The 21,817-nt window shown below is 55.6% G+C and carries 26 protein-coding genes; 17 read left to right on the plus strand and 9 right to left on the minus strand.

Annotated features, from left to right (window positions below; genetic code table 11):
* Positions 1–42: 42 nt before the first annotated feature.
* From speB to ABIE02_RS14350, 4 genes are all read right to left on the minus strand, one after another.
* Positions 43–963: an agmatinase gene (speB, locus tag ABIE02_RS14335; RefSeq protein ID WP_059307233.1), complete on the minus strand. Its 921-nt coding sequence runs from the start codon at positions 961–963 to the stop codon at positions 43–45.
* A gap of 262 nt (positions 964–1,225) precedes the next feature.
* Entirely contained in the window at positions 1,226–3,202 is a 1,977-nt protein-coding gene (gene speA / locus ABIE02_RS14340) for a biosynthetic arginine decarboxylase (protein WP_032613916.1), read from the minus strand.
* 8 nt (positions 3,203–3,210) lie between these two features.
* Positions 3,211–3,342, minus strand: coding sequence for an acid stress response protein YqgB (gene yqgB / locus ABIE02_RS14345; protein WP_127472193.1), 132 nt, complete (start codon positions 3,340–3,342; stop codon positions 3,211–3,213).
* Positions 3,343–3,429: 87 nt separating this feature from the next.
* Positions 3,430–3,582 (minus strand): hypothetical protein, encoded by a 153-nt coding sequence (locus ABIE02_RS14350; RefSeq protein WP_419720628.1) that lies wholly within the window; start codon positions 3,580–3,582, stop codon positions 3,430–3,432.
* Positions 3,583–4,003: 421 nt separating this feature from the next.
* On the opposite strand from ABIE02_RS14350, the gene metK reads away from it, so the two are divergent.
* From metK to ruvX, 8 genes are all read left to right on the plus strand, one after another.
* Entirely contained in the window at positions 4,004–5,158 is a 1,155-nt protein-coding gene (gene metK / locus ABIE02_RS14355; protein ID WP_032613918.1) for a methionine adenosyltransferase, read from the plus strand.
* Between the two features lie 208 nt (positions 5,159–5,366).
* Entirely contained in the window at positions 5,367–6,764 is a 1,398-nt protein-coding gene (galP, locus tag ABIE02_RS14360; protein ID WP_032613920.1) for a galactose/proton symporter, read from the plus strand.
* A gap of 71 nt (positions 6,765–6,835) precedes the next feature.
* A complete protein-coding gene (locus ABIE02_RS14365; RefSeq protein WP_117386681.1) occupies positions 6,836–7,333 on the plus strand; it encodes a SprT family zinc-dependent metalloprotease in 498 nt (165 codons plus the stop codon).
* A gap of 94 nt (positions 7,334–7,427) precedes the next feature.
* A complete protein-coding gene (endA, locus tag ABIE02_RS14370) occupies positions 7,428–8,135 on the plus strand; it encodes a deoxyribonuclease I (protein ID WP_032613924.1) in 708 nt (235 codons plus the stop codon).
* Between the two features lie 111 nt (positions 8,136–8,246).
* Positions 8,247–8,978 (plus strand): 16S rRNA (uracil(1498)-N(3))-methyltransferase, encoded by a 732-nt coding sequence (rsmE, locus tag ABIE02_RS14375; protein WP_032613955.1) that lies wholly within the window; start codon positions 8,247–8,249, stop codon positions 8,976–8,978.
* Positions 8,979–8,997: 19 nt separating this feature from the next.
* Positions 8,998–9,945, plus strand: a complete 948-nt coding sequence (gene gshB / locus ABIE02_RS14380; protein WP_032613926.1) for a glutathione synthase — start codon at positions 8,998–9,000, stop codon at positions 9,943–9,945.
* A 91-nt stretch (positions 9,946–10,036) separates the two neighbouring features.
* Positions 10,037–10,597, plus strand: coding sequence for a YqgE/AlgH family protein (locus ABIE02_RS14385; RefSeq protein WP_032613928.1), 561 nt, complete (start codon positions 10,037–10,039; stop codon positions 10,595–10,597).
* Positions 10,597–11,013 carry a Holliday junction resolvase RuvX gene (ruvX, locus tag ABIE02_RS14390; RefSeq protein ID WP_032613930.1) on the plus strand — a complete coding sequence of 139 codons (417 nt, stop codon included), beginning with the start codon at positions 10,597–10,599 and terminating at the stop codon, positions 11,011–11,013. The genes ABIE02_RS14385 and ruvX overlap by 1 nt, the downstream gene beginning before the upstream one ends.
* A gap of 39 nt (positions 11,014–11,052) precedes the next feature.
* Here the strand turns inward: ruvX and ABIE02_RS14395 are convergent, their stop codons facing one another.
* Complete coding sequence (locus tag ABIE02_RS14395; protein WP_032613957.1) at positions 11,053–11,742, minus strand: IclR family transcriptional regulator domain-containing protein; 690 nt, start codon at positions 11,740–11,742, stop codon at positions 11,053–11,055.
* Positions 11,743–11,841: 99 nt separating this feature from the next.
* The gene (locus tag ABIE02_RS14400; protein ID WP_032613932.1) at positions 11,842–12,819 is read right to left on the minus strand and encodes a type IV pilus twitching motility protein PilT; all 978 of its coding nucleotides are present in this window, start codon (positions 12,817–12,819) and stop codon (positions 11,842–11,844) included.
* A gap of 17 nt (positions 12,820–12,836) precedes the next feature.
* Here ABIE02_RS14400 and ABIE02_RS14405 point away from each other — a divergent pair, with 17 nt between their 5' ends.
* The 6 genes from ABIE02_RS14405 to ABIE02_RS14430 all read left to right on the plus strand — a co-directional run bounded on the left by ABIE02_RS14405 (position 12,837) and on the right by ABIE02_RS14430 (position 16,577).
* Entirely contained in the window at positions 12,837–13,538 is a 702-nt protein-coding gene (locus ABIE02_RS14405) for a YggS family pyridoxal phosphate-dependent enzyme (protein WP_032613935.1), read from the plus strand.
* Between the two features lie 21 nt (positions 13,539–13,559).
* A complete protein-coding gene (locus ABIE02_RS14410) occupies positions 13,560–14,126 on the plus strand; it encodes a YggT family protein (RefSeq protein ID WP_032613937.1) in 567 nt (188 codons plus the stop codon).
* Positions 14,123–14,419 carry a DUF167 family protein YggU gene (yggU, locus tag ABIE02_RS14415; protein WP_032613939.1) on the plus strand — a complete coding sequence of 99 codons (297 nt, stop codon included), beginning with the start codon at positions 14,123–14,125 and terminating at the stop codon, positions 14,417–14,419. The genes ABIE02_RS14410 and yggU overlap by 4 nt, the downstream gene beginning before the upstream one ends.
* 3 nt (positions 14,420–14,422) lie before the next feature.
* A complete protein-coding gene (locus ABIE02_RS14420) occupies positions 14,423–15,016 on the plus strand; it encodes an XTP/dITP diphosphatase (protein WP_059307228.1) in 594 nt (197 codons plus the stop codon).
* Complete coding sequence (gene hemW, locus ABIE02_RS14425; protein WP_130588226.1) at positions 15,009–16,151, plus strand: radical SAM family heme chaperone HemW; 1,143 nt, start codon at positions 15,009–15,011, stop codon at positions 16,149–16,151. Before ABIE02_RS14420 ends, hemW begins: the two co-directional genes overlap by 8 nt.
* Before the next feature lie 63 nt (positions 16,152–16,214).
* Positions 16,215–16,577, plus strand: a complete 363-nt coding sequence (locus ABIE02_RS14430; protein ID WP_117386675.1) for an endonuclease domain-containing protein — start codon at positions 16,215–16,217, stop codon at positions 16,575–16,577.
* 543 nt (positions 16,578–17,120) lie between these two features.
* Here ABIE02_RS14430 and ABIE02_RS14435 read toward each other — a convergent pair.
* Genes ABIE02_RS14435 through trmB form a run of 3 tightly spaced genes read right to left on the minus strand, consistent with a single transcriptional unit; the run spans position 17,121 to position 18,938 of the window.
* Positions 17,121–17,840: a DUF2884 domain-containing protein gene (locus tag ABIE02_RS14435; protein WP_103792620.1), complete on the minus strand. Its 720-nt coding sequence runs from the start codon at positions 17,838–17,840 to the stop codon at positions 17,121–17,123.
* Positions 17,841–17,892: 52 nt separating this feature from the next.
* Positions 17,893–18,219 (minus strand): YggL family protein, encoded by a 327-nt coding sequence (locus ABIE02_RS14440; RefSeq protein WP_059307224.1) that lies wholly within the window; start codon positions 18,217–18,219, stop codon positions 17,893–17,895.
* The gene (trmB, locus tag ABIE02_RS14445; protein ID WP_117386674.1) at positions 18,219–18,938 is read right to left on the minus strand and encodes a tRNA (guanosine(46)-N7)-methyltransferase TrmB; all 720 of its coding nucleotides are present in this window, start codon (positions 18,936–18,938) and stop codon (positions 18,219–18,221) included. The genes ABIE02_RS14440 and trmB overlap by 1 nt, the downstream gene beginning before the upstream one ends.
* Positions 18,939–19,082: 144 nt before the next feature.
* Here trmB and mutY point away from each other — a divergent pair, with 144 nt between their 5' ends.
* The 3 genes from mutY (at position 19,083) to mltC (ending at position 21,634) form a co-directional block, all read left to right on the plus strand.
* Entirely contained in the window at positions 19,083–20,135 is a 1,053-nt protein-coding gene (mutY, locus tag ABIE02_RS14450; RefSeq protein ID WP_130588225.1) for an A/G-specific adenine glycosylase, read from the plus strand.
* Positions 20,136–20,160: 25 nt separating this feature from the next.
* Entirely contained in the window at positions 20,161–20,433 is a 273-nt protein-coding gene (locus tag ABIE02_RS14455; RefSeq protein ID WP_032613973.1) for an oxidative damage protection protein, read from the plus strand.
* Between the two features lie 121 nt (positions 20,434–20,554).
* The gene (gene mltC / locus ABIE02_RS14460) at positions 20,555–21,634 is read left to right on the plus strand and encodes a membrane-bound lytic murein transglycosylase MltC (RefSeq protein ID WP_032613975.1); all 1,080 of its coding nucleotides are present in this window, start codon (positions 20,555–20,557) and stop codon (positions 21,632–21,634) included.
* Positions 21,635–21,817 lie beyond the last annotated feature (183 nt).

A 21,817-nucleotide genomic window follows, 5' to 3' on the forward strand; every position in this document is an offset into this window, starting at 1 on the left:
GCGATAATCAGGCCGGGCAACGTGTCCCGGCCTGTTTCTTTATTACTCGCCTTTTTTCGCAGCCTGGATGTAGAGCATTTCCAGCGCCAGCGTCGCAGCGGCAAGCGCCGTGATCTCAGACTGATCGTAAGCCGGAGCCACTTCTACCACGTCCATACCCACGATGTTCAGATCTTTCAGACCGCGTACCAGCTTAATGGCGCGATCGGAAGTCAGGCCACCGATGACCGGGGTGCCGGTACCTGGCGCAAAGGCCGGATCCAGGCAGTCGATGTCGAAGGTCAGGTATACCGGCATATCACCCACGATCTGTTTCACCTGCGCGATGATGTCGTCCACGCCGCGATCGTTCACCTGACCGGCATCCAGCACGGTGAAGCCGTTGTCTTTGTCGAACTCGGTACGGATACCAATCTGCACGGAGTGGTTAGGATCGATCAGACCTTCTTTCGGCGCGGTGAAGAACATGGTGCCGTGGTCAAATTCGCAGCCGTTCGCGTAAGTGTCGGTATGGGCGTCGAAATGCACCAGCGCCATCTTACCAAAGTGCTTCGCGTGGGCGCGCAGCAGCGGCAGGGTCACGAAGTGGTCACCCCCGAAGGAGAGCATACGCTTGCCGGCAGCCAGCAGTTTTTCTGCGTGGGCCTGCAGTTTTTCACTCATCTCACGCGCGTCACCGAAGGCATACACCAGGTCGCCGCAGTCAACCACGTTCAGGCGCTCGCGCATGTCGAAGTTCCACGGGAAACGATTGTGCTCCCAGGCCAGGTTAGTAGAGACCTGACGAATGGCCGCCGGGCCATGACGGCCACCGGCACGACCGGATGTCGCCATATCAAACGGCACACCGGTAATTACCCAATCCGCATCGCTGTCGTACGGCTGGAAATTCATCGGAAGGCGTAAAAAACCAAAGGCGTTAGATACCAGGGAGTTATCGTACTGATGGCCTAAAGTGCTCATGTCCTGACCTCTTTTTAAAGTCGATACATTAAAAATAGATGAAAAAAAATCCCTTCCGCGTCGTTAAACCCGACGAGGAAGGGATTGATTCGAATAGTGCTTGTTGCGGCGGATTATCGCCGCTAATTCATACGGGTTCAAGAGAGTATAAAGCATCGCGCGCGCTTTGCTCCTCACCCTACCCCTCCCCAAAAAGAAGAGGGGATGTGAACACCTGCTCCCTTTTAAAAAGCAGGCTGGAAAAGGGGAAAGCGCGAATGCTTTACTCGTCTTCCAGATACGTGTAGCCGTACAGACCCGCTTCAAACTCTTCCAGGAACTGCTTCTGCAACGTATCGTCAAGATCGGTGTTTTTCACCTGATCGCGGAACTGCGTCAGCAGCTTGTTCGGATCGAGCTGCACGTACTGCAACATATCCGCCACGGTGTCGCCCTCGTCAGAAAGCTCCACTTCGACGTTGCCGTCAGGGAAGACAAACACGTCAACCGCTTCGGTATCCCCGAACAGGTTATGCATGTTGCCCAGAATCTCCTGATATGCCCCGACCATAAAGAAGCCCAGCATAGGTGGACTCTCTGGATCGTACTCCGGCATCGGCATGGTGGTGGCGATGCCATCACCGTCAATGTAGTGATCGATAGCCCCGTCTGAATCACAGGTAATATCCAGCAGCACTGCGCGACGCTCAGGCACCTGGTTCAACCCTTCCAGCGGGAGGACCGGGAACAGCTGATCGATACCCCAGGCATCCGGCATCGACTGGAACAGAGAGAAGTTGACGTACATCTTGTCCGCCATTCGCTCCTGCAGTTCGTCGATAATCGGACGGTGCGCACGATTGCTCGGGTCGAGCTGTTTCTGCACTTCGTGGCACATGTTCAGATACAGCTGCTCTGCCCAGGCACGCTCCTGCAGGCTGAACGCGCCGGATGAATAGCCGGTGTGAATATCGTGCAGGTCCATCTGGCTGTCGTGCAGCCATTCACGCAGGGAACGACGGGTGCCCGGCTCGTGCATCTCAATCCAGGTTTCCCACATGCTTTGCAGCGCGCGTGGGGCATCGTCTTCCGGTGGCGTGGCTTCGGTGTATTCGTTGCGCTCGACGCCGATGATGTTAGACACCAGCACCGTGTGGTGCGCGGTCACCGCACGCCCGGACTCGGTGATCACCGTCGGGTGCGGCAGGCCGTTCTCTTCACACGCATCGCCAATGGCCCAGATAATGTTGTTGGCGTACTCGTTCAGGCCGTAGTTTACGGAACAGTCGGACTTCGAGCGGGTCCCTTCGTAATCCACGCCCAGACCGCCGCCCACGTCAAAGCACTGGATGTTCACGCCCAGCTTGTGCAGCTCGACGTAGAAACGGGCCGACTCACGCACGCCCGTCGCGATATCGCGGATGTTGGCCATCTGCGAACCGAGGTGGAAGTGCAGGAGCTGGATGCTGTCCAGGCGACCACGTTCACGCATGATCTCCACTAGCTGCAGAACCTGGTTCGCCGCGAGGCCGAATTTGGATTTCTCACCGCCGGAGGACTGCCATTTACCGGAGCCTTGCGAGGCCAGACGCGCACGCACGCCAAGACGCGGCACCACGTTCAGGCGCTCGGCCTCTTCCAGCACGATATTAATCTCGGACATCTTCTCGATGACCAGATAGACCTTGTGACCCATCTTCTCGCCAATCAGCGCCAGACGAATGTATTCACGGTCTTTATAGCCGTTACACACGATCACCGAGCGGGTCATGCCGGCATGCGCCAGCACCGCCATCAGCTCGGCTTTGGAACCGGCTTCCAGCCCCAGCGGTTCGCCGGAGTGAATTAAAGATTCGATAACGCGACGATGCTGATTCACCTTGATCGGGTAAACCAGGAAATAGTCGCCGTTGTAACCGTAAGATTCGCGCGCGCGTTTGAAGGCGGCGTTGATAGAACGCAGACGGTGTTGCAGGATCTGTGGGAAGCAGAACAGTGCAGGCAAACGCTGCCCCTGCGCTTCACGCGCTTTCACCAGTTTGGCGAGATCGACGCGCGCTTCCGGTACGTCAGGATCCGGGCAAACGCTGATGTGGCCCAGTTCATTGACGTCGTAGTAGTTATTGCCCCACCAGGCAATATTGTAAGTGCGCAGCATCTTGCTGGCTTCCTGGGAGCTCATCGCAACCTCCTGCATAGAACGTAGTACACCCTGTTCGCCTGCTGACGAAGGCGAAAAAGAAGACATGTCGTCAGACATAGCGAACCTCAACTCTTACTATTCAGTGTAAAACAGTTGACTACTATCGCAGCGTCAATCTGCGATAACAACCCATTATCCGACCGGATTTCCAGCACAGAATGCTGAAAGCCGGGGCGTGCGACCGGTTTCTTATTCATATCATTGTAAAACACGTATCCGAACTCTGTATGACAAGGTCCGGCGAAACCACGAGAAAACTCTTGTATTTACAAGAGCGCCCTTGTTCAGACTTCACAAAGCGTAGTGCCTGCCCTGGAATCCTGAGAAGCGCCGAGATGGGTATAACATCGGCAGGTTTGCAGATTAGAAATGCGAATGGCGGGGAGCATGTTCCAGCCTGAAAGGCAGAACTGTTTAAGCGGAAAACGACGGTTCATTATCTCGTATCACCTCCACGCAAGCTTAAGCAAACTCGCGACAAGTTAAAGCTAAAAGTTCACTGCTTTACCCGGCTGGAAGTGGCGACACGAAGAAACGTCGTGTGCTTTTTTTGTATGAGCCGCGCGCCGCGTTTTATACCGACAAGACAGGGAAAATGCAAAATATAAATGCGTGCATTGCCAGGACCGTCAGTAAAAATTTCCAGTCGGGTTTTCAGGGTCGTAGGCGCACCGACAAAAAAAGCTGGAAATCGGGCGAAGAAGTGACCTAAAATAGCCGTCCAGATGTTAATCCATCCATACTGATTAACACTCAGACTGCCAGTGTCATCGTTTGCAAGCCCTGGTGGAAAACCCTGCCGCGGCTATCCCACACGACAGTTTGAGCTAAACAAATTCTCCTTAGGTAAATTAAAACATGGCAAAACACCTGTTTACGTCCGAGTCTGTATCAGAAGGACATCCTGATAAAATTGCTGACCAGATCTCCGATGCAGTGCTGGATGCGATCCTCGAACAGGATCCAAAAGCGCGCGTCGCCTGCGAAACCTATGTCAAAACAGGCATGGTGATGGTTGGCGGTGAAATCACCACCAGTGCATGGGTTGATATCGAAGAGATCACCCGTAACACCGTGCGTGAAATCGGCTATGTGCATTCTGATATGGGCTTTGATGCCAACTCTTGCGCCGTACTGAGCGCCATCGGCAAACAGTCCCCTGACATCAACCAGGGCGTTGACCGTGCCGATCCGCTGGAACAGGGCGCAGGCGACCAGGGCCTGATGTTTGGCTACGCCACCAACGAAACCGACGTGCTGATGCCAGCCCCTATCACCTATGCTCACCGTCTGGTGCAGCGTCAGGCTGAAGTGCGTAAAAACGGCACCCTGCCATGGCTGCGCCCTGATGCGAAAAGCCAGGTAACCTTCCAGTACGATGACGGCAAAATTGTCGGCATCGACGCGGTGGTTCTGTCCACTCAGCATGCCGAAGATATTGATCAGAAATCCCTGCAGGAAGCAGTGATGGAAGAGATCATCAAGCCGGTTCTGCCGACCGAGTGGCTGAATGCTTCTACTAAATATTTCATCAACCCAACCGGCCGCTTTGTTATCGGTGGACCAATGGGCGACTGCGGTCTGACCGGTCGTAAGATCATCGTTGATACCTACGGCGGCATGGCCCGTCACGGTGGCGGCGCGTTCTCCGGTAAAGATCCGTCTAAAGTAGACCGTTCCGCAGCCTACGCAGCACGTTATGTTGCCAAGAACATCGTTGCGGCTGGCCTGGCTGACCGTTGTGAGATTCAGGTTTCCTACGCAATTGGCGTGGCAGAACCGACCTCCATCATGGTTGAAACTTTCGGCACCGAGAAAGTGGCAACTGAGCAGCTGACCCTGCTGGTGCGCGAGTTCTTCGACCTGCGTCCATACGGTCTGATCCAGATGCTGGATCTGCTGCACCCAATCTACAAAGAAACCGCTGCATACGGTCACTTTGGTCGCGAACATTTCCCATGGGAAAAAACCGACAAAGCTGCCCAACTGCGTGAAGCTGCCGGTCTGAAATAATCGACTGACAGTCTTTCTGAAAGGCCAGCCCCGTGCTGGCCTTTTTGTTTTCAGCTTTACAACGCCCGCCATGAAATCGCTTACACCCAAATAAAATCAGTCCCTTTCGGAATACTCTCTTTGTCACTCCTGACCCTCTGACATATTTTTACTGTCTCCTCATAAAATCTTTACATTGATGAAACAGCTAAGCCAAATGGAGGGCAAAATGCCTGACAATAAAAAACAGGGGCGGACGTCTAACAAGACGATGACGTTCTTCGTCTGCTTCCTTGCCGCTCTGGCAGGATTACTTTTCGGTCTTGATATCGGCGTTATTGCCGGGGCATTGCCGTTTATCACGGATGAATTCCAGATCAATTCTCACACGCAGGAATGGGTGGTCAGCTCGATGATGTTCGGCGCGGCCGTCGGCGCAGTCGGCAGCGGCTGGCTCTCCTTCAAACTCGGGCGTAAAAAAAGCCTGATGATTGGCGCCATTCTGTTTGTCGCCGGTTCGCTCTTTTCCGCAGCAGCGCCAAACGTGGAAGTGCTGATTGTCTCCCGCGTGCTGCTCGGCCTGGCGGTAGGTGTTGCCTCTTACACCGCGCCGCTTTACCTGTCGGAGATCGCGCCGGAGAAAATTCGCGGCAGCATGATCTCCATGTATCAGCTGATGATCACTATCGGGATTCTGGGTGCTTACCTTTCCGATACCGCATTCAGCTATAGCGGCGCATGGCGCTGGATGCTGGGCGTCATTATTATCCCGGCGATCCTGCTGCTGATCGGTGTCTTCTTCCTGCCTGACAGCCCACGCTGGTTTGCGGCCAAAAGGCGCTTTAACGATGCGGAGCGCGTGCTGCTACGCCTGCGCGATACCAGTGCAGAAGCGAAACACGAGCTGGAAGAGATCCGTGAAAGCCTGAAGATCAAACAGAGTGGCTGGGCGCTGTTTAAAGAGAACAGCAACTTCCGCCGGGCGGTGTTCCTTGGCGTGCTGCTGCAGGTGATGCAGCAGTTTACCGGGATGAACGTCATCATGTATTACGCGCCAAAAATCTTTGAACTGGCGGGGTACAGCAATACCACCGAGCAGATGTGGGGCACGGTGATCGTCGGTCTGACCAACGTGCTGGCAACCTTTATCGCCATCGGCCTGGTGGATCGCTGGGGCCGTAAACCGACGCTGACGCTGGGCTTCCTGGTGATGGCCGCCGGCATGGGCGTGCTGGGAACGATGATGCATATGGGCATCCACTCCACTACCGGCCAGTATGCCGCCGTCGCGATGCTGCTGATGTTTATCGTTGGTTTTGCAATGAGCGCAGGTCCTCTGATTTGGGTGCTGTGTTCTGAGATCCAGCCGCTGAAAGGGCGTGATTTCGGTATCACCTGCTCCACCGCTACCAACTGGATCGCCAACATGATCGTCGGCGCAACCTTCCTGACCATGCTCGATACGCTGGGTAACGCCAATACCTTCTGGGTGTACGGCGGTCTGAACCTGCTGTTTATCGTGCTGACCCTGTGGCTGGTTCCTGAAACCAAACACGTGTCGCTGGAACATATTGAACGTAACCTGATGAAAGGTCGTCCCCTGCGCGAAATCGGCGCTCACGACTGATCCCGCCGGGTTCCTCCCCTCGGGAGGAACCCGCTTGCACCGCTCCGCGACAGGCTCTATGCTCTGCCGTTATGAAAACACCCCGTCTCCCCATTGCGCTTCAGCAAGCCGCCATGCGCAGCCTGCGTGACAACCTGGCGCAGGCCAATCTGAAGCTCGCCCGGAACTATCCTGAACCGAAACTGGTCTGGCAGCAGCGCGGCACCGCAGCGGGCACCGCCTGGCTGGATGCGTATGAGATCCGCCTCAACCCGATCCTGATGCTGGAAAACCAGCAGGCTTTTATCGAGGAAGTGATCCCGCATGAACTGGCGCACCTGCTGGTGTGGAAACATTTTGGCCGCGTCGCCCCTCATGGCAAAGAGTGGAAATGGATGATGGAAGCGGTGCTGGGCGTTCCGGCTCGTCGCACGCATCAGTTCGAGCTTGATTCAGTACGGCGCAATACCTTCCCTTATCGTTGCTCGTGTCAGCAGCATCAGCTTACCGTGCGCCGTCACAACCGGGTGGTGCGCGGCGAAGCCACCTACCGCTGTGTGAAATGTGGTGAACCGCTTATGGCGGAGTAAGCGGCAGAACCAACAGGAACATTCCTGATCTAGCTGATTGCATACAGGAACAACTTTCGTTACGTTGCGGGCTCGTTTTGACACGGAGCTCACGATGTCCCGTAATTTCTCTCTCGCGGTCGCTTTTCTGACGACGGCGTTCTCAGGCCATGTGCTGGCCGAAGGTATCCATAGTTTCTCTCAGGCAAAAACTGCAGGCGTAAAGGTCAATGCCGATGTCCCCGGCGATTTTTACTGTGGCTGTAAAATTAACTGGCAAGGCAAAAAAGGCGTCGTGGATCTGGCGTCCTGCGGCTACAAAGTGCGTAAAAACGAGAACCGCGCCAGCCGCATCGAATGGGAGCATGTCGTACCGGCCTGGCAGTTCGGGCACCAGCGTCAGTGCTGGCAGGATGGCGGACGAAAAAACTGCGCCAAAGATCCGGTCTATCGTCAGATAGAGAGCGATATGCATAACCTGCAGCCCGCCGTGGGCGAGGTGAATGGCGATCGCGGCAACTTTATGTACAGCCAGTGGAACGGCGGCGAAGGCCAGTACGGCCAGTGCGCCATGAAAGTCGATTTCAAAGACAAACTCGCCGAGCCGCCGGCCCGCGCCCGGGGCAGCATCGCCCGCACCTACTTCTACATGCGCGATCGCTATCAGCTGACTCTTTCCCGCCAGCAAACCCAGCTTTTCAATGCCTGGGATAAACTCTATCCGGTGACCGCCTGGGAGTGCCTGCGCGACGAGCGTATTGCCAAAGTGCAGGGGAATCACAATCCGTACGTCCAGCGCGCTTGCCAGGCGCAAAAGAGCTAACCTACACTAGCGGCAATTGTTTCTTTGTGTACCCCTCACCCTCGCCCTCTCCCCTCAGGGGAGAGGAGACAGAATGTGCAAGGGACTCAGCTCTTGATGGACTTCTTAACTATGCGTGTTCCTCGTATTTATCATCCCGAAATGATTGTTGCAGGCAGTGAAATTGCCCTCTCTGAAGAGGCCGCCAACCACGTTGGCCGCGTGCTGCGCATGGGCGCAGGCCAGGCGATTCAGCTGTTTGATGGATCAAACCAGGTGTTTGACGCACAAATTACCCGCGCCGATAAAAAAAGCGTGCAGGTGAGTATCCTGCGTGGCGAGCTCGACGATCGGGAATCACCGCTGCATATCCATTTAGGCCAGGTGATGTCACGCGGCGAAAAAATGGAATTCACTATCCAGAAATCGATCGAACTGGGTGTAAGCCTCATTACGCCACTTTTTTCTGAACGCTGTGGCGTTAAACTGGATGCCGAACGTCTGAATAAGAAGCTCCAGCAGTGGCAAAAAATCGCCGTTGCCGCCTGTGAACAGTGTGGCCGCAATCGCGTCCCGGAGATCCGACCTGTCATGGATCTCGAAGCCTGGTGTGCGGAAGAGGAGCAGGGTCTGAAGCTCAATCTGCATCCCCGCGCCAGCGCCAGCATTAACACCCTGCCGCTGCCGGTGGAACGCGTGCGTCTGTTGATTGGCCCGGAAGGCGGGTTGTCGGCAGAAGAGATTGCCATGACCGCGCGCTACCAGTTTACTGATATTCTGTTGGGACCCCGCGTTCTGCGTACTGAGACCACCGCGCTAACCGCCATTACTGCCCTGCAGGTGCGTTTTGGCGATTTAGGTTGAAGCATTAACGGAGAAGACAATGATCAAGCTCGGCATCGTGATGGATCCCATCACAAGCATCAATATCAAGAAAGATTCCAGCTTCGCTATGCTGCTGGAAGCGCAACGTCGCGGCTACCAGCTCCACTATATGGAGATGAGCGACCTGTACCTGATTAACGGCGAAGCGCGTGCCCGCACCCGCATTGTCAACGTCGAGCAGAATTACGATAAATGGTACGAGTTTGGTTCCGAGCAGGATCTGCCCCTGGCCGAACTCGACGTCGTCCTGATGCGTAAAGATCCGCCGTTCGACACCGAATACATCTACTGCACCTATATCCTTGAACGTGCAGAAGAGAAAGGGACGCTGATCGTCAACAAACCGCAGAGCCTGCGTGACTGCAACGAGAAGCTCTACACCGCCTGGTTCTCTGACCTGACGCCAGAGACGCTGGTGACGCGCAGCAAAACGCAGTTGAAAGCCTTCTGGCAGAAACACGGCGACATCATCCTGAAACCGCTGGACGGTATGGGTGGTGCATCTATCTTCCGCGTCAAAGAGGGTGACCCGAACCTCGGTGTGATCGCAGAGACCCTGACCGAGCATGGCTCTCGCTACTGCATGGCGCAGAACTATATTCCGGCCATTGTTGATGGTGATAAGCGCGTGCTGGTAGTGGACGGCGAGCCGGTGCCATACTGCCTGGCGCGTATTCCACAGGGTGGTGAAACCCGTGGTAATCTGGCGGCCGGTGGCCGTGGCGAACCGCGCCCGCTGACCGAAAGCGACTGGGAAATTGCCCGCCGCGTTGGCCCGATGCTAAAAGCCAAAGGGTTGATCTTCGTCGGCCTCGACATCATTGGCGATCGTCTGACAGAAGTGAACGTCACCAGCCCAACCTGTATTCGTGAAATCGAAGCGGCGTTCCCGGTGTCCATTACCGGCATGCTGATGGATGCGATCGAAAAACGGCTGAAGCAGTAGTAACCCAGCCAATACTGTTAGTGACAGCATCCGGGTTTGTACGCATACTGGGTGCTGTCGCTTTTTAAACCAGGAAACAGAACCTCTGACAATGAATTTACAGCATCACTTTCTTATTGCCATGCCTGCTCTCCAGGATCCGATTTTCCGTCGTGCAGTGGTTTACATCTGCGAGTACAGCGAAGATGGCGCGATGGGGATTATCATCAATAAACCGCTGGAAAATCTTACTGTTGAAGGCATTCTGGAAAAATTAAAAATTTCCCAGGACGAACGTGTTCCTGAAATTCGTCTCGACAAAGCTGTGATGCTGGGTGGCCCGCTGGCAGAAGATCGTGGCTTTATACTGCATACGCCGCCAGGGTTTTCCTCCAGTATCCGTATCTCTGACAACACTGTGATTACAACCTCCCGTGACGTGCTGGAGACTCTGGGCACAGAGAAACAGCCTGCTGATGTACTGGTGGCGCTGGGCTACTCCTCATGGGAGAAAGGCCAGCTTGAGCAGGAGATCCTCGATAACGCCTGGCTGACGGCTCCGGCAGATTTGAACATCCTGTTTAAAACCCCGATAGCCGATCGCTGGCGTGATGCGGCAAAGTTGATTGGCATTGATATCCAGACAATGCCTGGCGTAGCGGGGCATGCCTGATGAGCGGCACGCTTCTCGCCTTTGATTTCGGCACCAAAAGTATCGGCGTGGCGATCGGCCAGCGCATCACCGGCACCGCTCGCCCGCTGACGGCGTTGAAAGCACAAAATGGCACCCCGGACTGGAACCTGATTGAGCGCCTGCTGAAAGAGTGGCAGCCGGAGGTGGTGATTGTCGGGCTGCCGCTGAATATGGATGGCACCGAACAGCCATTAACTGCACGCGCACGCAATTTTGCCAATAAAATTCATGGCCGCTTTGGCGTGGCGATTAAGCTGCACGATGAACGACTGAGTACGGTAGAAGCCCGCGCCGGTCTGTTTGAGCACGGCGGTTTTCGCGCGCTCAACAAAGGCAGCGTCGATTCCGCTTCGGCGGTGATTATCCTTGAAAGCTTCTTCGAGCAGGGTTACTGATCCCCCTTCCCTTTGCCCGGCTTCCCGGGCAAAGACCTCTTATTGTTCCAGCAAGGTGGCGTTAAGCGTCGTCAGTTCAGCCAGACGCGTGCGAACCTGTTCATCATCAATATTCCACATCCCGGCAAAGGCCAGCGCGGCGTGATGCGCGCCCACGGGTAGTGCCATCGATACTTCGCCGTCGTCATGGTGCCAGACCACATGCCCCTGCTGGCGCTGCTGCGCCACATGCGGAGCAAGGTTTTGCCACTGCTCAGGCGTAAAGCGCAACATCAGCGCCTCGTCCGTCTCACTCGCCAGCAGTGACATACCAATCACCGATTGCCAGGCAGGCAGCATGTGGAAACCTGCCAGCGCCTGGGTGGTCTGGCTGCCGGGCACGGAGTGCCAGATATAGATCACCTGGTCTTCCCACAACACACCCAGCGCCACCACGATATCGCGTGGTGCATCGCGCTCCAGCCGGGGCAAGGCGCGGGAGAAAAGCTCGGAACCGCGGATAGACTGGGCCGCCAGGGCATGAATGCCAGGGCCAGGCAGGTAACGCCGATGCTCGTCCTGCATGGTCAGGCCAATGGAGGCCATGGTCATCAGCAAGCGGTTAACACGGGTGGTGTTGATCCCCATCAGCCGCGCAAGTTCACGGCAGCCAATGGCGCGGCCGCTGGAAACCAGATATTGCAGACAGCGAATGCCGTCGATAAGACTTTGGTTCGGTTGTGATGACATAGCCGCTTTTAAGGTGTGCAATCGGAGGCTCGATTTTACCGCCCGCGCAGAAGGATACAAGGCCGTGAAAATCATTCTTTGCCGTAAATTGCCCATGCTTTAAAGCCGCCCCTGCGCCTTGCGTTCAGCACGGCTCTGCTCGAAGTTCTGCATCCCTGCCTGCAGCCCGGTCTGGATCACGCCAGGCAGTTGATAGGTTTTGCCTTCACGAATCAAATTCGCCGCAGCTGGAGTGTTAATGAGTAACTCAAACAGCGCCACGCGCCCCTGCTGGTTGTCCCTTTCGAGTTTTTGTGCCAGCACCGCCTGCAAACTGCCGGCCAGCTGCTTGCGTACCGGCTCTTTTTCCTCCGCCGGGAAGGCATCCACCAGCCGCTCTATCGCCTGGGCTGCGCCACGGGTATGCAGGGTCGCCAGCACCAGATGCCCGGTCTCTGCGGCAGTAAGCGCAAGGCGGATCGTTTCGCTATCGCGCAGTTCGCCTAACAGGATCACATCGGGATCTTCCCGCAATGCCGCCCGCAGCGCATCGGCAAAGGCGTTGCAGTGCAGGCCAATCTCCCGCTGCTGCACCAGGCAACGTTTGCTCTGATGGATAAACTCCACCGGATCTTCCAGGGTCAGGATATGTCCGTCGCTGTGGTGATTAAGAAAGTCGACCATTGCCGCAAGCGTGGTGGACTTGCCGCTGCCGGTGGCACCGGTCACCAGAATCAGGCCGTTATCCCTGGTCAGCAGTTCGGGGATCGCCTGCGGCGTACCTAGGGTACGCAATTGCGGACACTGTTCCGGCAGCAGCCGGAGCGCCAGCGAACACCCTTGCGTATGGGCGAAGGCGCTGGCCCGCAACCGGTGGCTCTCCAGAGTGACGGCAAAATCGACCTGCCCCTGAGCACACCATGCCCCCTGTTGTTCATCGCTGAGCCAGCTTTTCAGCAGCATCACCACATCCGGTCCCGGAAAAGGCGCCAATTCCATCTTTCCTCGTCGTCGCCAGCGAGGTGGTGCGTTACTGCACAGGTGTAGATCCGACACGTTATGCTTTACACTAAGGGCCACAATTTCTTCCATATTCATTTAATGATCCTCGGAAAATGAACGACATTGCGCATAACCTGGCACAGGTCAGGGATAAAATCTCAGCCGCGGCAACACGTTGCGGCCGTGCTTCAGAAGAAGTTACGTTGCTTGCAGTCAGTAAAACCAAGCCTGCGAGCGCCATCGCAGAAGCGATTGATGCAGGCCAGCGCATGTTCGGTGAAAACTACGTGCAGGAAGGAGTGGAAAAAATCCGCCACTTCCGGGAAAAAGGCACCGCGGATCTGCAATGGCATTTCATCGGGCCATTACAGTCGAACAAAAGCCGACTGGTAGCGGAGCATTTTGACTGGTGTCATACCGTCGATCGTCTGCGCATCGCCAGTCGTCTGAGCGAGCAGCGCCCGGCCGAGATGCCGCCGCTTAACGTACTGATTCAAATCAACATCAGCGACGAAAACAGCAAGTCCGGCATTGCGCTTGAGGCGCTGGATCAGCTGGCGGATGAGGTGGCGGCGCTACCGGGCCTTAAGCTTCGTGGGTTAATGGCGATCCCGGCCCCGGAGTCAGATTACGACAGGCAGTTTGCCGTCGCCCGGCAAATGGCTGTAGCATTTGAGGCGCTTAAAACACGCTTCCCAACGGTCGACACGCTTTCACTGGGCATGACGGACGATATGGCTGCCGCGATTGCGGCTGGCAGCACCATGGTGCGCATCGGCACAGCAATTTTCGGTGCGCGCGATTACACCCAATAATAAGGAAACCTGAGGAACGCCATGAAGACGTTGACCTTCCTGCTCTCAACGGTCATTGAACTGTATACGATGGTGCTTTTGTTACGCGTCTGGATGCAGTGGGCCCGTTGTGATTTTTACAACCCCTTCTCACAGTTTGTCGTTAAAGTCACCCAGCCCATCATCGGGCCGCTGCGTCGGGTGATCCCGCCGATGGGGCCGATTGACAGCGCCTCCCTGCTGGTTGCGCTGATCCTGTGCGTGGTGAAAGCGATCGTGCTGTTTATGGTCATTACCTTCCAGCCGATCATCTGGATCGCGGCGGTGTTGATCCTGATAAAAACGATCGGCCTGCTGATTTTCTGGGTACTGTTGCTGATGGCAATTATGAGTTGGGTGAGCCAGGGCCGTAGCCCGGTGGAATATTCACTTATTCAGCTTGCCGACCCGCTGCTGCGCCCGATCCGTAATCTGCTGCCTGCCATGGGCGGAATCGATTTCTCCCCGATGATCCTCGTGCTGCTGCTGTACGTGATCAACATGGGCATCGCTGAACTGCTGCAGTCCACGGGCAACATTCTGCTGCCGGGGCTGTGGATGGCGTTATGAGTGCTGTCAGCACCTGCGCCGACGGGCTGGTTTTACGGCTATATATTCAGCCGAAAGCCAGCCGTGACACCATTATCGGGCTGCATGGCGACGAAGTAAAAGTCGCCATCACCGCCCCTCCTGTGGATGGCCAGGCGAACGCCCATCTGGTGAAGTATCTGGCAAAGCAGTTTCGCGTCGCGAAAAGCCAGGTACTGCTCGAGAAGGGTGAACTGGGTCGCCACAAGCAGGTCAAAATTCTCAATCCGCAACAAATCCCGACGGAAGTCGCGGCCCTGATACAACAGGACTAACGTATGCAAAAAGTTGTTCTCGCTACCGGTAATGCCGGTAAAGTGCGCGAGCTGGCCTCGCTGTTAAATGATTTCGGTCTGGATGTGGTCGCCCAGACCGAGCTTGGCGTGGACTCTGCTGAAGAGACCGGCCTGACCTTTATTGAAAATGCCATTCTGAAAGCGCGCCATGCGGCGCAGGTTACCGGTTTGCCGGCCATCGCCGATGACTCCGGTCTGGCGGTGGACGTGCTTGGCGGTGCGCCGGGGATCTACTCAGCCCGCTATTCTGGCATCGATGCCAGCGACCAGCAGAATCTTGAAAAGCTGCTTGAAGCGCTCAAGGACGTACCCGATGATCAGCGCAAAGCGCAGTTCCACTGCGTGCTGGTCTATATGCGCCATGCCGAAGATCCTACGCCAATTGTCTGCCACGGCAGCTGGCCGGGTGTCATTGCCCGCGAGGCGGCAGGCAACGGCGGCTTTGGCTACGATCCGATTTTCTTTGTCCCGACCGAGGGCAAAACCGCTGCGGAACTGACCCGCGAAGAAAAAAGCGCGATTTCCCATCGTGGGCGCGCACTGAAACTGTTACTGGAAGCGTTACGTAATGGCTAATTTGCCACCTCTGAGTCTTTATATTCACATCCCGTGGTGCGTGCAGAAATGCCCGTACTGCGATTTCAATTCGCATGCGCTGAAAGGCGAAGTGCCTCATGACGATTACGTTCAGCATCTGCTTGCCGATCTGGACGCCGACGTCGCTTACGCACAGGGACGTGAAGTTAAGACCATTTTTATCGGTGGCGGTACGCCGAGCCTGCTCTCAGGCCCGGCGATGCAGACGCTGCTGGATGGCGTGCGTGCGCGCCTTAATCTGGCAGCGGATGCAGAAATTACCATGGAGGCCAATCCGGGTACGGTTGAGGCCGACCGTTTTGTCGAGTATCAGCGCGCCGGGGTAAACCGTATCTCCATTGGGGTACAGAGCTTCAGCGAGCCGAAGCTAAAGCGTCTGGGACGCATTCATGGCCCGGGTGAAGCAAAGCGCGCCGCACATCTGGCGACCGGGCTGGGCCTGCGCAGCTTTAACCTCGACCTGATGCACGGTCTGCCGGATCAGTCTCTGGTCGAAGCGCTGGACGATCTGCGCCAGGCCATTGAGCTGAACCCGCCGCACCTCTCCTGGTATCAGCTGACCATTGAGCCGAACACGCTGTTTGGTTCGCGCCCGCCGGTGCTGCCGGATGACGACGCGCTGTGGGATATTTTCGAGCAGGGCCACCAGCTGCTGACTGCCGCCGGGTATCAGCAGTACGAAACCTCGGCCTATGCGAAGCCAGGCTACCAGTGTCAGCACAACCTGAACTACTGGCGTTTTGGCGATTATCTGGGAATTGGCTGCGGCGCACACGGTAAAGTGACCTTCCCGGACGGACGTATTCTGCGAACCGCCAAGACGCGCCATCCGCGTGGCTATATGGAAGGACGTTATCTGGAGCGCAGCCATGACGTTGAGGCCGAAGATAAACCGTTTGAGTTCTTTATGAACCGCTTCCGCCTGCTGGAAGCCGCGCCACGCGCAGAGTTTTCCCGCTATACCGGTTTAGCGGAGTCGGTGATTCGTCCTCAGATTGACGAAGCGCTGGCACAAGGTTATTTGACCGAATGCGATGAGTTCTGGCAGATCACCGAGCATGGCAAACTGTTTTTAAACTCCCTTCTTGAGCTGTTCCTCGCCGAAGAATCCTGAAGCCTGATTCAGGATGTTGCATCCCGTTCTGCTGGCTGAGGGAAAAGCTGGCAGAGTGCGGGGATGGACATGATTCGCTCTTATGCAAAACAGCTCCGCCGTGAGCTGACCACAGAAGAGAAACGACTCTGGTATCGGTTACGTAGTCGTCGATTCGCTCACTATAAATTTCGTCGCCAGCATCCTGTTGGGAATTACATTCTGGATTTCGTTTGTTGCGAAGCCCGCCTGGCTATTGAGCTGGATGGAGGACAACACGATGAAAGAGAAGAATATGACCGGCAGAGAACCGTCTGGCTGAATCAAAAAGGCTGGCAGGTGATTCGGTTCTGGAACAACGAAATCTGGCATAACGAGGAAGGGGTATTGGATGAAATTTTAGAGAAGCTGCAAACGCTTTTACCCTCACCCCGACCCTCTCCCTGAAAGGGAGAGGGAGCAAACCATACCTGGGCTCACCTCGGGCAGCAAACTGCTCCTTCTGCCCTGTGAGAAAAGGAGGTAAACCATTTCCGGGCTCACTTCGGGCTGCAAACTGTTCCCTCTCCCTTTGGGGGAAGGAGGCAAACCCTTCCCGGTCTCACCTCGGGCAGCAAACTGTTCCCTCTTCCCTTTGGGGGAACGAGGCAAAACATTAGCGGGTACGCCTCGGGCAGCAAGCTGTTCCCTCACCCCTGTGGGGAAAGGAGGCAAACCCTTGCCGGGCTCACCTCGGGCAGCATAATGTTCCCTCGCCCTGAAAGGGAGAGAAGACAAACCCTTGCCGGGCTCACCTCGGGCTGCAAACTGTTCCCTCTCCCCTTTGGGGAAAGGAGGCAAACCCTTGCCGGGCTCACCTCGGGCAGCATACTGTTCCCTCTCCCCTATGGGGAAAGGAGGCAAAACATCCCCGGGCTCACCTCGGGGAGCAAACTGTTCCCTCTCCCCTTTGGGGAGAGGGTTAGGGTGAGGGGTCCAGACCGCACTACACTACTTCAGCGACCCCACCAGCCCCTTGCGGCTCTCTTCCAGCGACACTACGCGTTTGCACACATCTTTGCCGAAAGCTTTGAAATCCGCTTCCTGGTTTTTCCACTCGTTCTGAATCGAGGTTTGCAGGCCGCCCAGGCTACCCAATACGCCCTGCAGCGGGTTGCCACCGCCTTTCAGCACCGCTTTGGCACCCATCTCGTTGATGCTGTCCTGCAAAATGCCGCCCATCGCCTGGTTAACCAGCTGTTGGCCATCAGCACGCACCTGATCGATCGCCTGATAGTGGAACGTCAGGCCATCGGTACGATGTTCAATAATACGGTTCATCTGCTCTTTTAACTGGGCATCCAGTTTGGTCAGGCGCGAGCGCATATTACTGCTCTCCCCCACCTCTTTAGCGATGATCTTATCCAGCGCGACACGGCCTTTTTCTACGCGTGTCAGAGCACCTTCATCGATCCACGGCAGCGCGCTACGCAGATCGGCCTGGTAATCTTTTGCCTGTTCACGTTGGGCTGCGCTCAGCGTGTACTGCTTGCCGTTGAACATGACATTGCCATCCGGGGTGATCACCAGATTGCCGTTCTCCCCTTTTACCTGCACGGTTTGCGGGCTCAGGATCACGTCATCACGCGGCGTGACTTCGCATTTGTAGTCGGCGTGAGCGGTCAGAGCCGTCGTCATTAAAGCCGCAGCGAGCAGCGTTTTGCGCATCATATCTTCTCCCTTATACAAAACGGGCCAGCAATTGCTGGCCCCTTATGTTCTATTAGTCCCACCAAATATCGAAAAGTTCGCTGATGCGTACCTCTTCGAATTTACGGTCTTCCAGCCACTTACGCACGATGGCCTGATGCTCTTCGGTGCACTGGCCGATCTCTTGTTTGCAGATCAAACCTTCCCACGCCAGGTAGCCACTGCCGTCAAACGCCAGCTTGTTCGGCTCGATAACTTCATTGATGAAGGCATCTACCTCTTCATCAATTTTTTCTACACTGGTGCCTTCCGGGAAACGCCATGCAACCGAAAAACCAATTTCCTGGAATTCTTCGATGTGCATTTTCTTACGCAGACGACGGCTACGGTTCTTTGCCATTATTTCACCCTCTCGAACATTAAGTCCCATACGCCGTGACCAAGACGATGGCCACGCTGTTCAAATTTCGTTACCGGACGTGAGTCAGGACGCGGCACATAATCATTGCTCGCCGACTGGTTTTTATACCCGTCGAGTGACGACATCACTTCCAGCATATGCTCCGCATACTGTTCCCAGTCGGTCGCCATGTGGAAAACACCACCCAGCTTCAGTTTGCTCTTTACCAGCTCAGCAAAGGGTGCCTGAACAATACGGCGTTTATTATGGCGTGCTTTGTGCCATGGGTCAGGGAAAAAGAGCTGAACCATGTTCAGAGAATTGTCAGGGATCATCTTGTGCAGCACTTCTACCGCGTCATGACACATCACCCGCAGGTTCTCGACACCCTCTTCATGAGCCGTTGCCAGGCAAGCACCCACGCCCGGCGAGTGAACCTCAATACCGAGGAAATTCTGCTCCGGGCGCGCTTTTGCCATTGTCACCAGCGAGGCGCCCATGCCGAAACCGATCTCCAGCGTAATCGGCGCGTCGCGGCCAAACAATTCCACAAAGTCGAGCGGCCGTTCGGTGAACTCCACGCCCATCACCGGCCAGTAGTTATCCAGCGCGTGTTGCTGCCCCTTTGTCAGGCGCCCCTGACGGCGGACAAAGCTGCGAATACGGCGCAGCGGGCGGCCGTTTTCATCAAATTCCGGTGATATGACGTCGTTTTTCATAAAAGAGTAGTCTGCTTGTGAGAATGTTCGGGAAACGGGCATTATCCAAAGTTAATGATGGGATGCAAGCATGGGAAAGATCCGGTTTACAGCCGCAGGCCTCTGTGCTGCAATCTGCGTCCCTGATATCGCGAAGCGAAGACCATGCAAGCCTCTCAATTTTCAGCCCAGGTGCTGGACTGGTACGACAAATACGGGCGTAAAACCCTGCCCTGGCAAATTGAAAAAACACCCTACAAAGTATGGCTCTCTGAGGTGATGTTGCAACAAACGCAGGTCGCGACTGTTATCCCCTACTTTGAGCGCTTTATGGCGCGTTTTCCAACGGTAACCGATCTGGCTAACGCCCCGCTTGATGAGGTACTGCATCTGTGGACCGGGCTAGGCTACTACGCCCGCGCCCGCAATCTGCATAAAGCCGCCCAGCAGGTGGTGTCGCTGCACGGTGGCATCTTCCCTGAAACGTTCGAGGAGGTGGCAGCCCTGCCGGGTGTCGGGCGATCTACCGCGGGGGCGATCCTCTCCCTCTCGCTGGGTAAACACTTTCCTATTCTCGACGGTAATGTGAAACGCGTGCTGGCGCGCTGCTATGCCGTTGGCGGCTGGCCGGGCAAGAAAGAGGTGGAGAAGCGTCTGTGGGAAATCAGTGAGGCAGTGACCCCCGCTAATGGCGTCGAACGCTTTAACCAGGCAATGATGGATCTGGGAGCGATGGTCTGCACCCGCTCGAAGCCCAAATGTGAACTCTGCCCGCTGAATAATCTGTGTGTGGCTTATGCCAACCACAGCTGGGCGCAGTATCCCGGTAAAAAACCGAAGCAGACGCTGCCTGAGCGAACCGGCTATTTTCTGCTGATGCAGCACGCAGAGACGGTATACCTCGCTCAGCGTCCACCAAGCGGTTTGTGGGGCGGTTTATTCTGCTTCCCGCAGTTCGAGAATGAAGAGAGCCTTCGCGACTGGCTGGCGCAACGCGGCATCCCTGCCGATACTCTTCAGCAACTCACGGCGTTTCGTCATACCTTCAGCCACTTCCATCTGGATATTGTTCCGATGTGGCTTCCCGTGTCCTCATTCACCTCGTGCATGGATGAAGGCACCGCTCTCTGGTATAACTTAGCGCAACCGCCATCAGTGGGGCTGGCAGCTCCTGTAGAGCGCCTTTTACAGCAATTACGTGTCGGAGCAACGGTTTAGCTCCGGGCGACAAAGAGGAATCAGTATGGCCAGAACAATTTTTTGTACCTTCCTGCAACGCGACGCAGAAGGCCAGGACTTCCAGCTTTATCCGGGGGACCTGGGTAAGCGCATCTATAACGAGATCTCAAAAGAGGCATGGGCGCAGTGGCAGCAAAAGCAAACCATGCTGATTAACGAGCGCAAGCTCAACATGATGAACGTTGAACACCGCAAGCAGCTGGAGCAGGAGATGGTGAATTTCCTGTTTGAAGGCAAAGACGTTCACATCGAAGGCTATACACCACCGGAAAAATAATTCCCTGCGGGCTGATGCCCGGCGGCGCTACGCTTGCACAGGCCTACGGTAACCAGGCCGGGTAAGCGTAACGCCACCTGCCACTCGCGCCAAAGCAAACACAACACGCACTCCCGGAATGATGAAAAAATTTTTAGCGCTTGCTCTTGTTGCACCGTTACTTGTTTCGTGTTCCTCCAGTAATAAAGGCGATAGCTATAACGAAGCCTGGGTCAAGGACACCAACGGTTTTGACATTCTGATGGGGCAGTTTGCCCACAACATCGAAAATATATGGGGATTTAACGAGGTTCTGATCGCCGGACCAAAGGACTACGTTAAGTACACCGACGCTTACCAGACCCGCAGCCACATCAACTTTGACGAGGGTACCATCACCGTCGAAACCATCGCCGGGACCGATCCTGCGGCGCGTTTACGCGAGGCGATCGTGAAAACCTTGCTGATGGGTGACGATCCTGGCTCTATCGACCTCTACTCCGACGCTGACGACATCACCATCTCAAAAGAGCCGTTCCTCTATGGCCAGGTGGTGGACCAAACCGGTCAATCGATTCGCTGGGAAGGTCGTGCCAATAACTTTGCCAACTATCTGCTGCAAACGCGTCTGAAGAGCCGCAGCAATGGTCTGCGCGTTATCTACAGCGTGACCATTAATCTGGTACCCAACCACCTTGATAAACGTGCGCATAAATACGTCGGGATGGTACGTCAGGCCTCGCGTAAATATGGGGTGGACGAATCGTTGATCCTGGCGATTATGCAGACTGAATCCTCGTTTAACCCGTACGCGGTGAGCCGGTCCGACGCCCTGGGCCTGATGCAGGTTGTTCAGCACAGCGCCGGGAAAGATGTGTTCCGTTCGCAGGGAAGATCGGGCACACCAAGCCGCAGTTATCTGTTTGATCCTGCCAGCAACATTGATACCGGCACCGCCTATCTGGCCATGCTGAATAATGTCTATCTGAGCGGCATCGATAACCCGACCTCGCGTCGCTATGCGGTGATCACCGCCTATAACGGTGGCGCGGGCAGCGTGCTGCGGGTCTTCTCCAGCGACAAAATCCAGGCGGCAAACATCATCAACAGCATGACGCCAGGGGATGTTTACCAGACCCTGACCAGCCGTCACCCTTCCGCAGAGTCCCGGCGCTACCTTTACAAGGTCAATACGGCGCAAAAGGGCTATCGTAGAAAGTAACATTCTCTCTTTTACCCTCTCCTCCCCGGAGAGGGTAAAGATTCACTTCCCCTGTCGCTGCCTCATCCATAGGAAAGTGTTATTTGCATCACAATCCAAACTGCAAATTAATGTGGATTGCATTTTTTTGCGGGAGGTAACAAAACATCACGTCACTCGCTGATAGAATTGCATCAAATACAA

It is taken from the genome of Leclercia sp. 1548 (assembly GCF_050435045.1).
Taxonomy (GTDB): domain Bacteria; phylum Pseudomonadota; class Gammaproteobacteria; order Enterobacterales; family Enterobacteriaceae; genus Enterobacter; species Enterobacter adecarboxylatus.

Bases quoted from the DNA above. Each gene is read 5' to 3' on its own strand.
- speB (WP_059307233.1), bottom strand. From the start codon at position 963: ATGAGCACTTTAGGCCATCAGTACGATAACTCCCTGGTATCTAACGCC.
- speA (WP_032613916.1), bottom strand. From the start codon at position 3,202: ATGTCTGACGACATGTCTTCTTTTTCGCCTTCGTCAGCAGGCGAACAG.
- yqgB (WP_127472193.1), bottom strand. From the start codon at position 3,342: ATGAATAAGAAACCGGTCGCACGCCCCGGCTTTCAGCATTCTGTGCTG.
- ABIE02_RS14350 (WP_419720628.1), bottom strand. From the start codon at position 3,582: ATGAACCGTCGTTTTCCGCTTAAACAGTTCTGCCTTTCAGGCTGGAAC.
- metK (WP_032613918.1), top strand. From the start codon at position 4,004: ATGGCAAAACACCTGTTTACGTCCGAGTCTGTATCAGAAGGACATCCT.
- galP (WP_032613920.1), top strand. From the start codon at position 5,367: ATGCCTGACAATAAAAAACAGGGGCGGACGTCTAACAAGACGATGACG.
- ABIE02_RS14365 (WP_117386681.1), top strand. From the start codon at position 6,836: ATGAAAACACCCCGTCTCCCCATTGCGCTTCAGCAAGCCGCCATGCGC.
- endA (WP_032613924.1), top strand. From the start codon at position 7,428: ATGTCCCGTAATTTCTCTCTCGCGGTCGCTTTTCTGACGACGGCGTTC.
- rsmE (WP_032613955.1), top strand. From the start codon at position 8,247: ATGCGTGTTCCTCGTATTTATCATCCCGAAATGATTGTTGCAGGCAGT.
- gshB (WP_032613926.1), top strand. From the start codon at position 8,998: ATGATCAAGCTCGGCATCGTGATGGATCCCATCACAAGCATCAATATC.
- ABIE02_RS14385 (WP_032613928.1), top strand. From the start codon at position 10,037: ATGAATTTACAGCATCACTTTCTTATTGCCATGCCTGCTCTCCAGGAT.
- ruvX (WP_032613930.1), top strand. From the start codon at position 10,597: ATGAGCGGCACGCTTCTCGCCTTTGATTTCGGCACCAAAAGTATCGGC.
- ABIE02_RS14395 (WP_032613957.1), bottom strand. From the start codon at position 11,742: ATGTCATCACAACCGAACCAAAGTCTTATCGACGGCATTCGCTGTCTG.
- ABIE02_RS14400 (WP_032613932.1), bottom strand. From the start codon at position 12,819: ATGAATATGGAAGAAATTGTGGCCCTTAGTGTAAAGCATAACGTGTCG.
- ABIE02_RS14405 (WP_032613935.1), top strand. From the start codon at position 12,837: ATGAACGACATTGCGCATAACCTGGCACAGGTCAGGGATAAAATCTCA.
- ABIE02_RS14410 (WP_032613937.1), top strand. From the start codon at position 13,560: ATGAAGACGTTGACCTTCCTGCTCTCAACGGTCATTGAACTGTATACG.
- yggU (WP_032613939.1), top strand. From the start codon at position 14,123: ATGAGTGCTGTCAGCACCTGCGCCGACGGGCTGGTTTTACGGCTATAT.
- ABIE02_RS14420 (WP_059307228.1), top strand. From the start codon at position 14,423: ATGCAAAAAGTTGTTCTCGCTACCGGTAATGCCGGTAAAGTGCGCGAG.
- hemW (WP_130588226.1), top strand. From the start codon at position 15,009: ATGGCTAATTTGCCACCTCTGAGTCTTTATATTCACATCCCGTGGTGC.
- ABIE02_RS14430 (WP_117386675.1), top strand. From the start codon at position 16,215: ATGGACATGATTCGCTCTTATGCAAAACAGCTCCGCCGTGAGCTGACC.
- ABIE02_RS14435 (WP_103792620.1), bottom strand. From the start codon at position 17,840: ATGATGCGCAAAACGCTGCTCGCTGCGGCTTTAATGACGACGGCTCTG.
- ABIE02_RS14440 (WP_059307224.1), bottom strand. From the start codon at position 18,219: ATGGCAAAGAACCGTAGCCGTCGTCTGCGTAAGAAAATGCACATCGAA.
- trmB (WP_117386674.1), bottom strand. From the start codon at position 18,938: ATGAAAAACGACGTCATATCACCGGAATTTGATGAAAACGGCCGCCCG.
- mutY (WP_130588225.1), top strand. From the start codon at position 19,083: ATGCAAGCCTCTCAATTTTCAGCCCAGGTGCTGGACTGGTACGACAAA.
- ABIE02_RS14455 (WP_032613973.1), top strand. From the start codon at position 20,161: ATGGCCAGAACAATTTTTTGTACCTTCCTGCAACGCGACGCAGAAGGC.
- mltC (WP_032613975.1), top strand. From the start codon at position 20,555: ATGAAAAAATTTTTAGCGCTTGCTCTTGTTGCACCGTTACTTGTTTCG.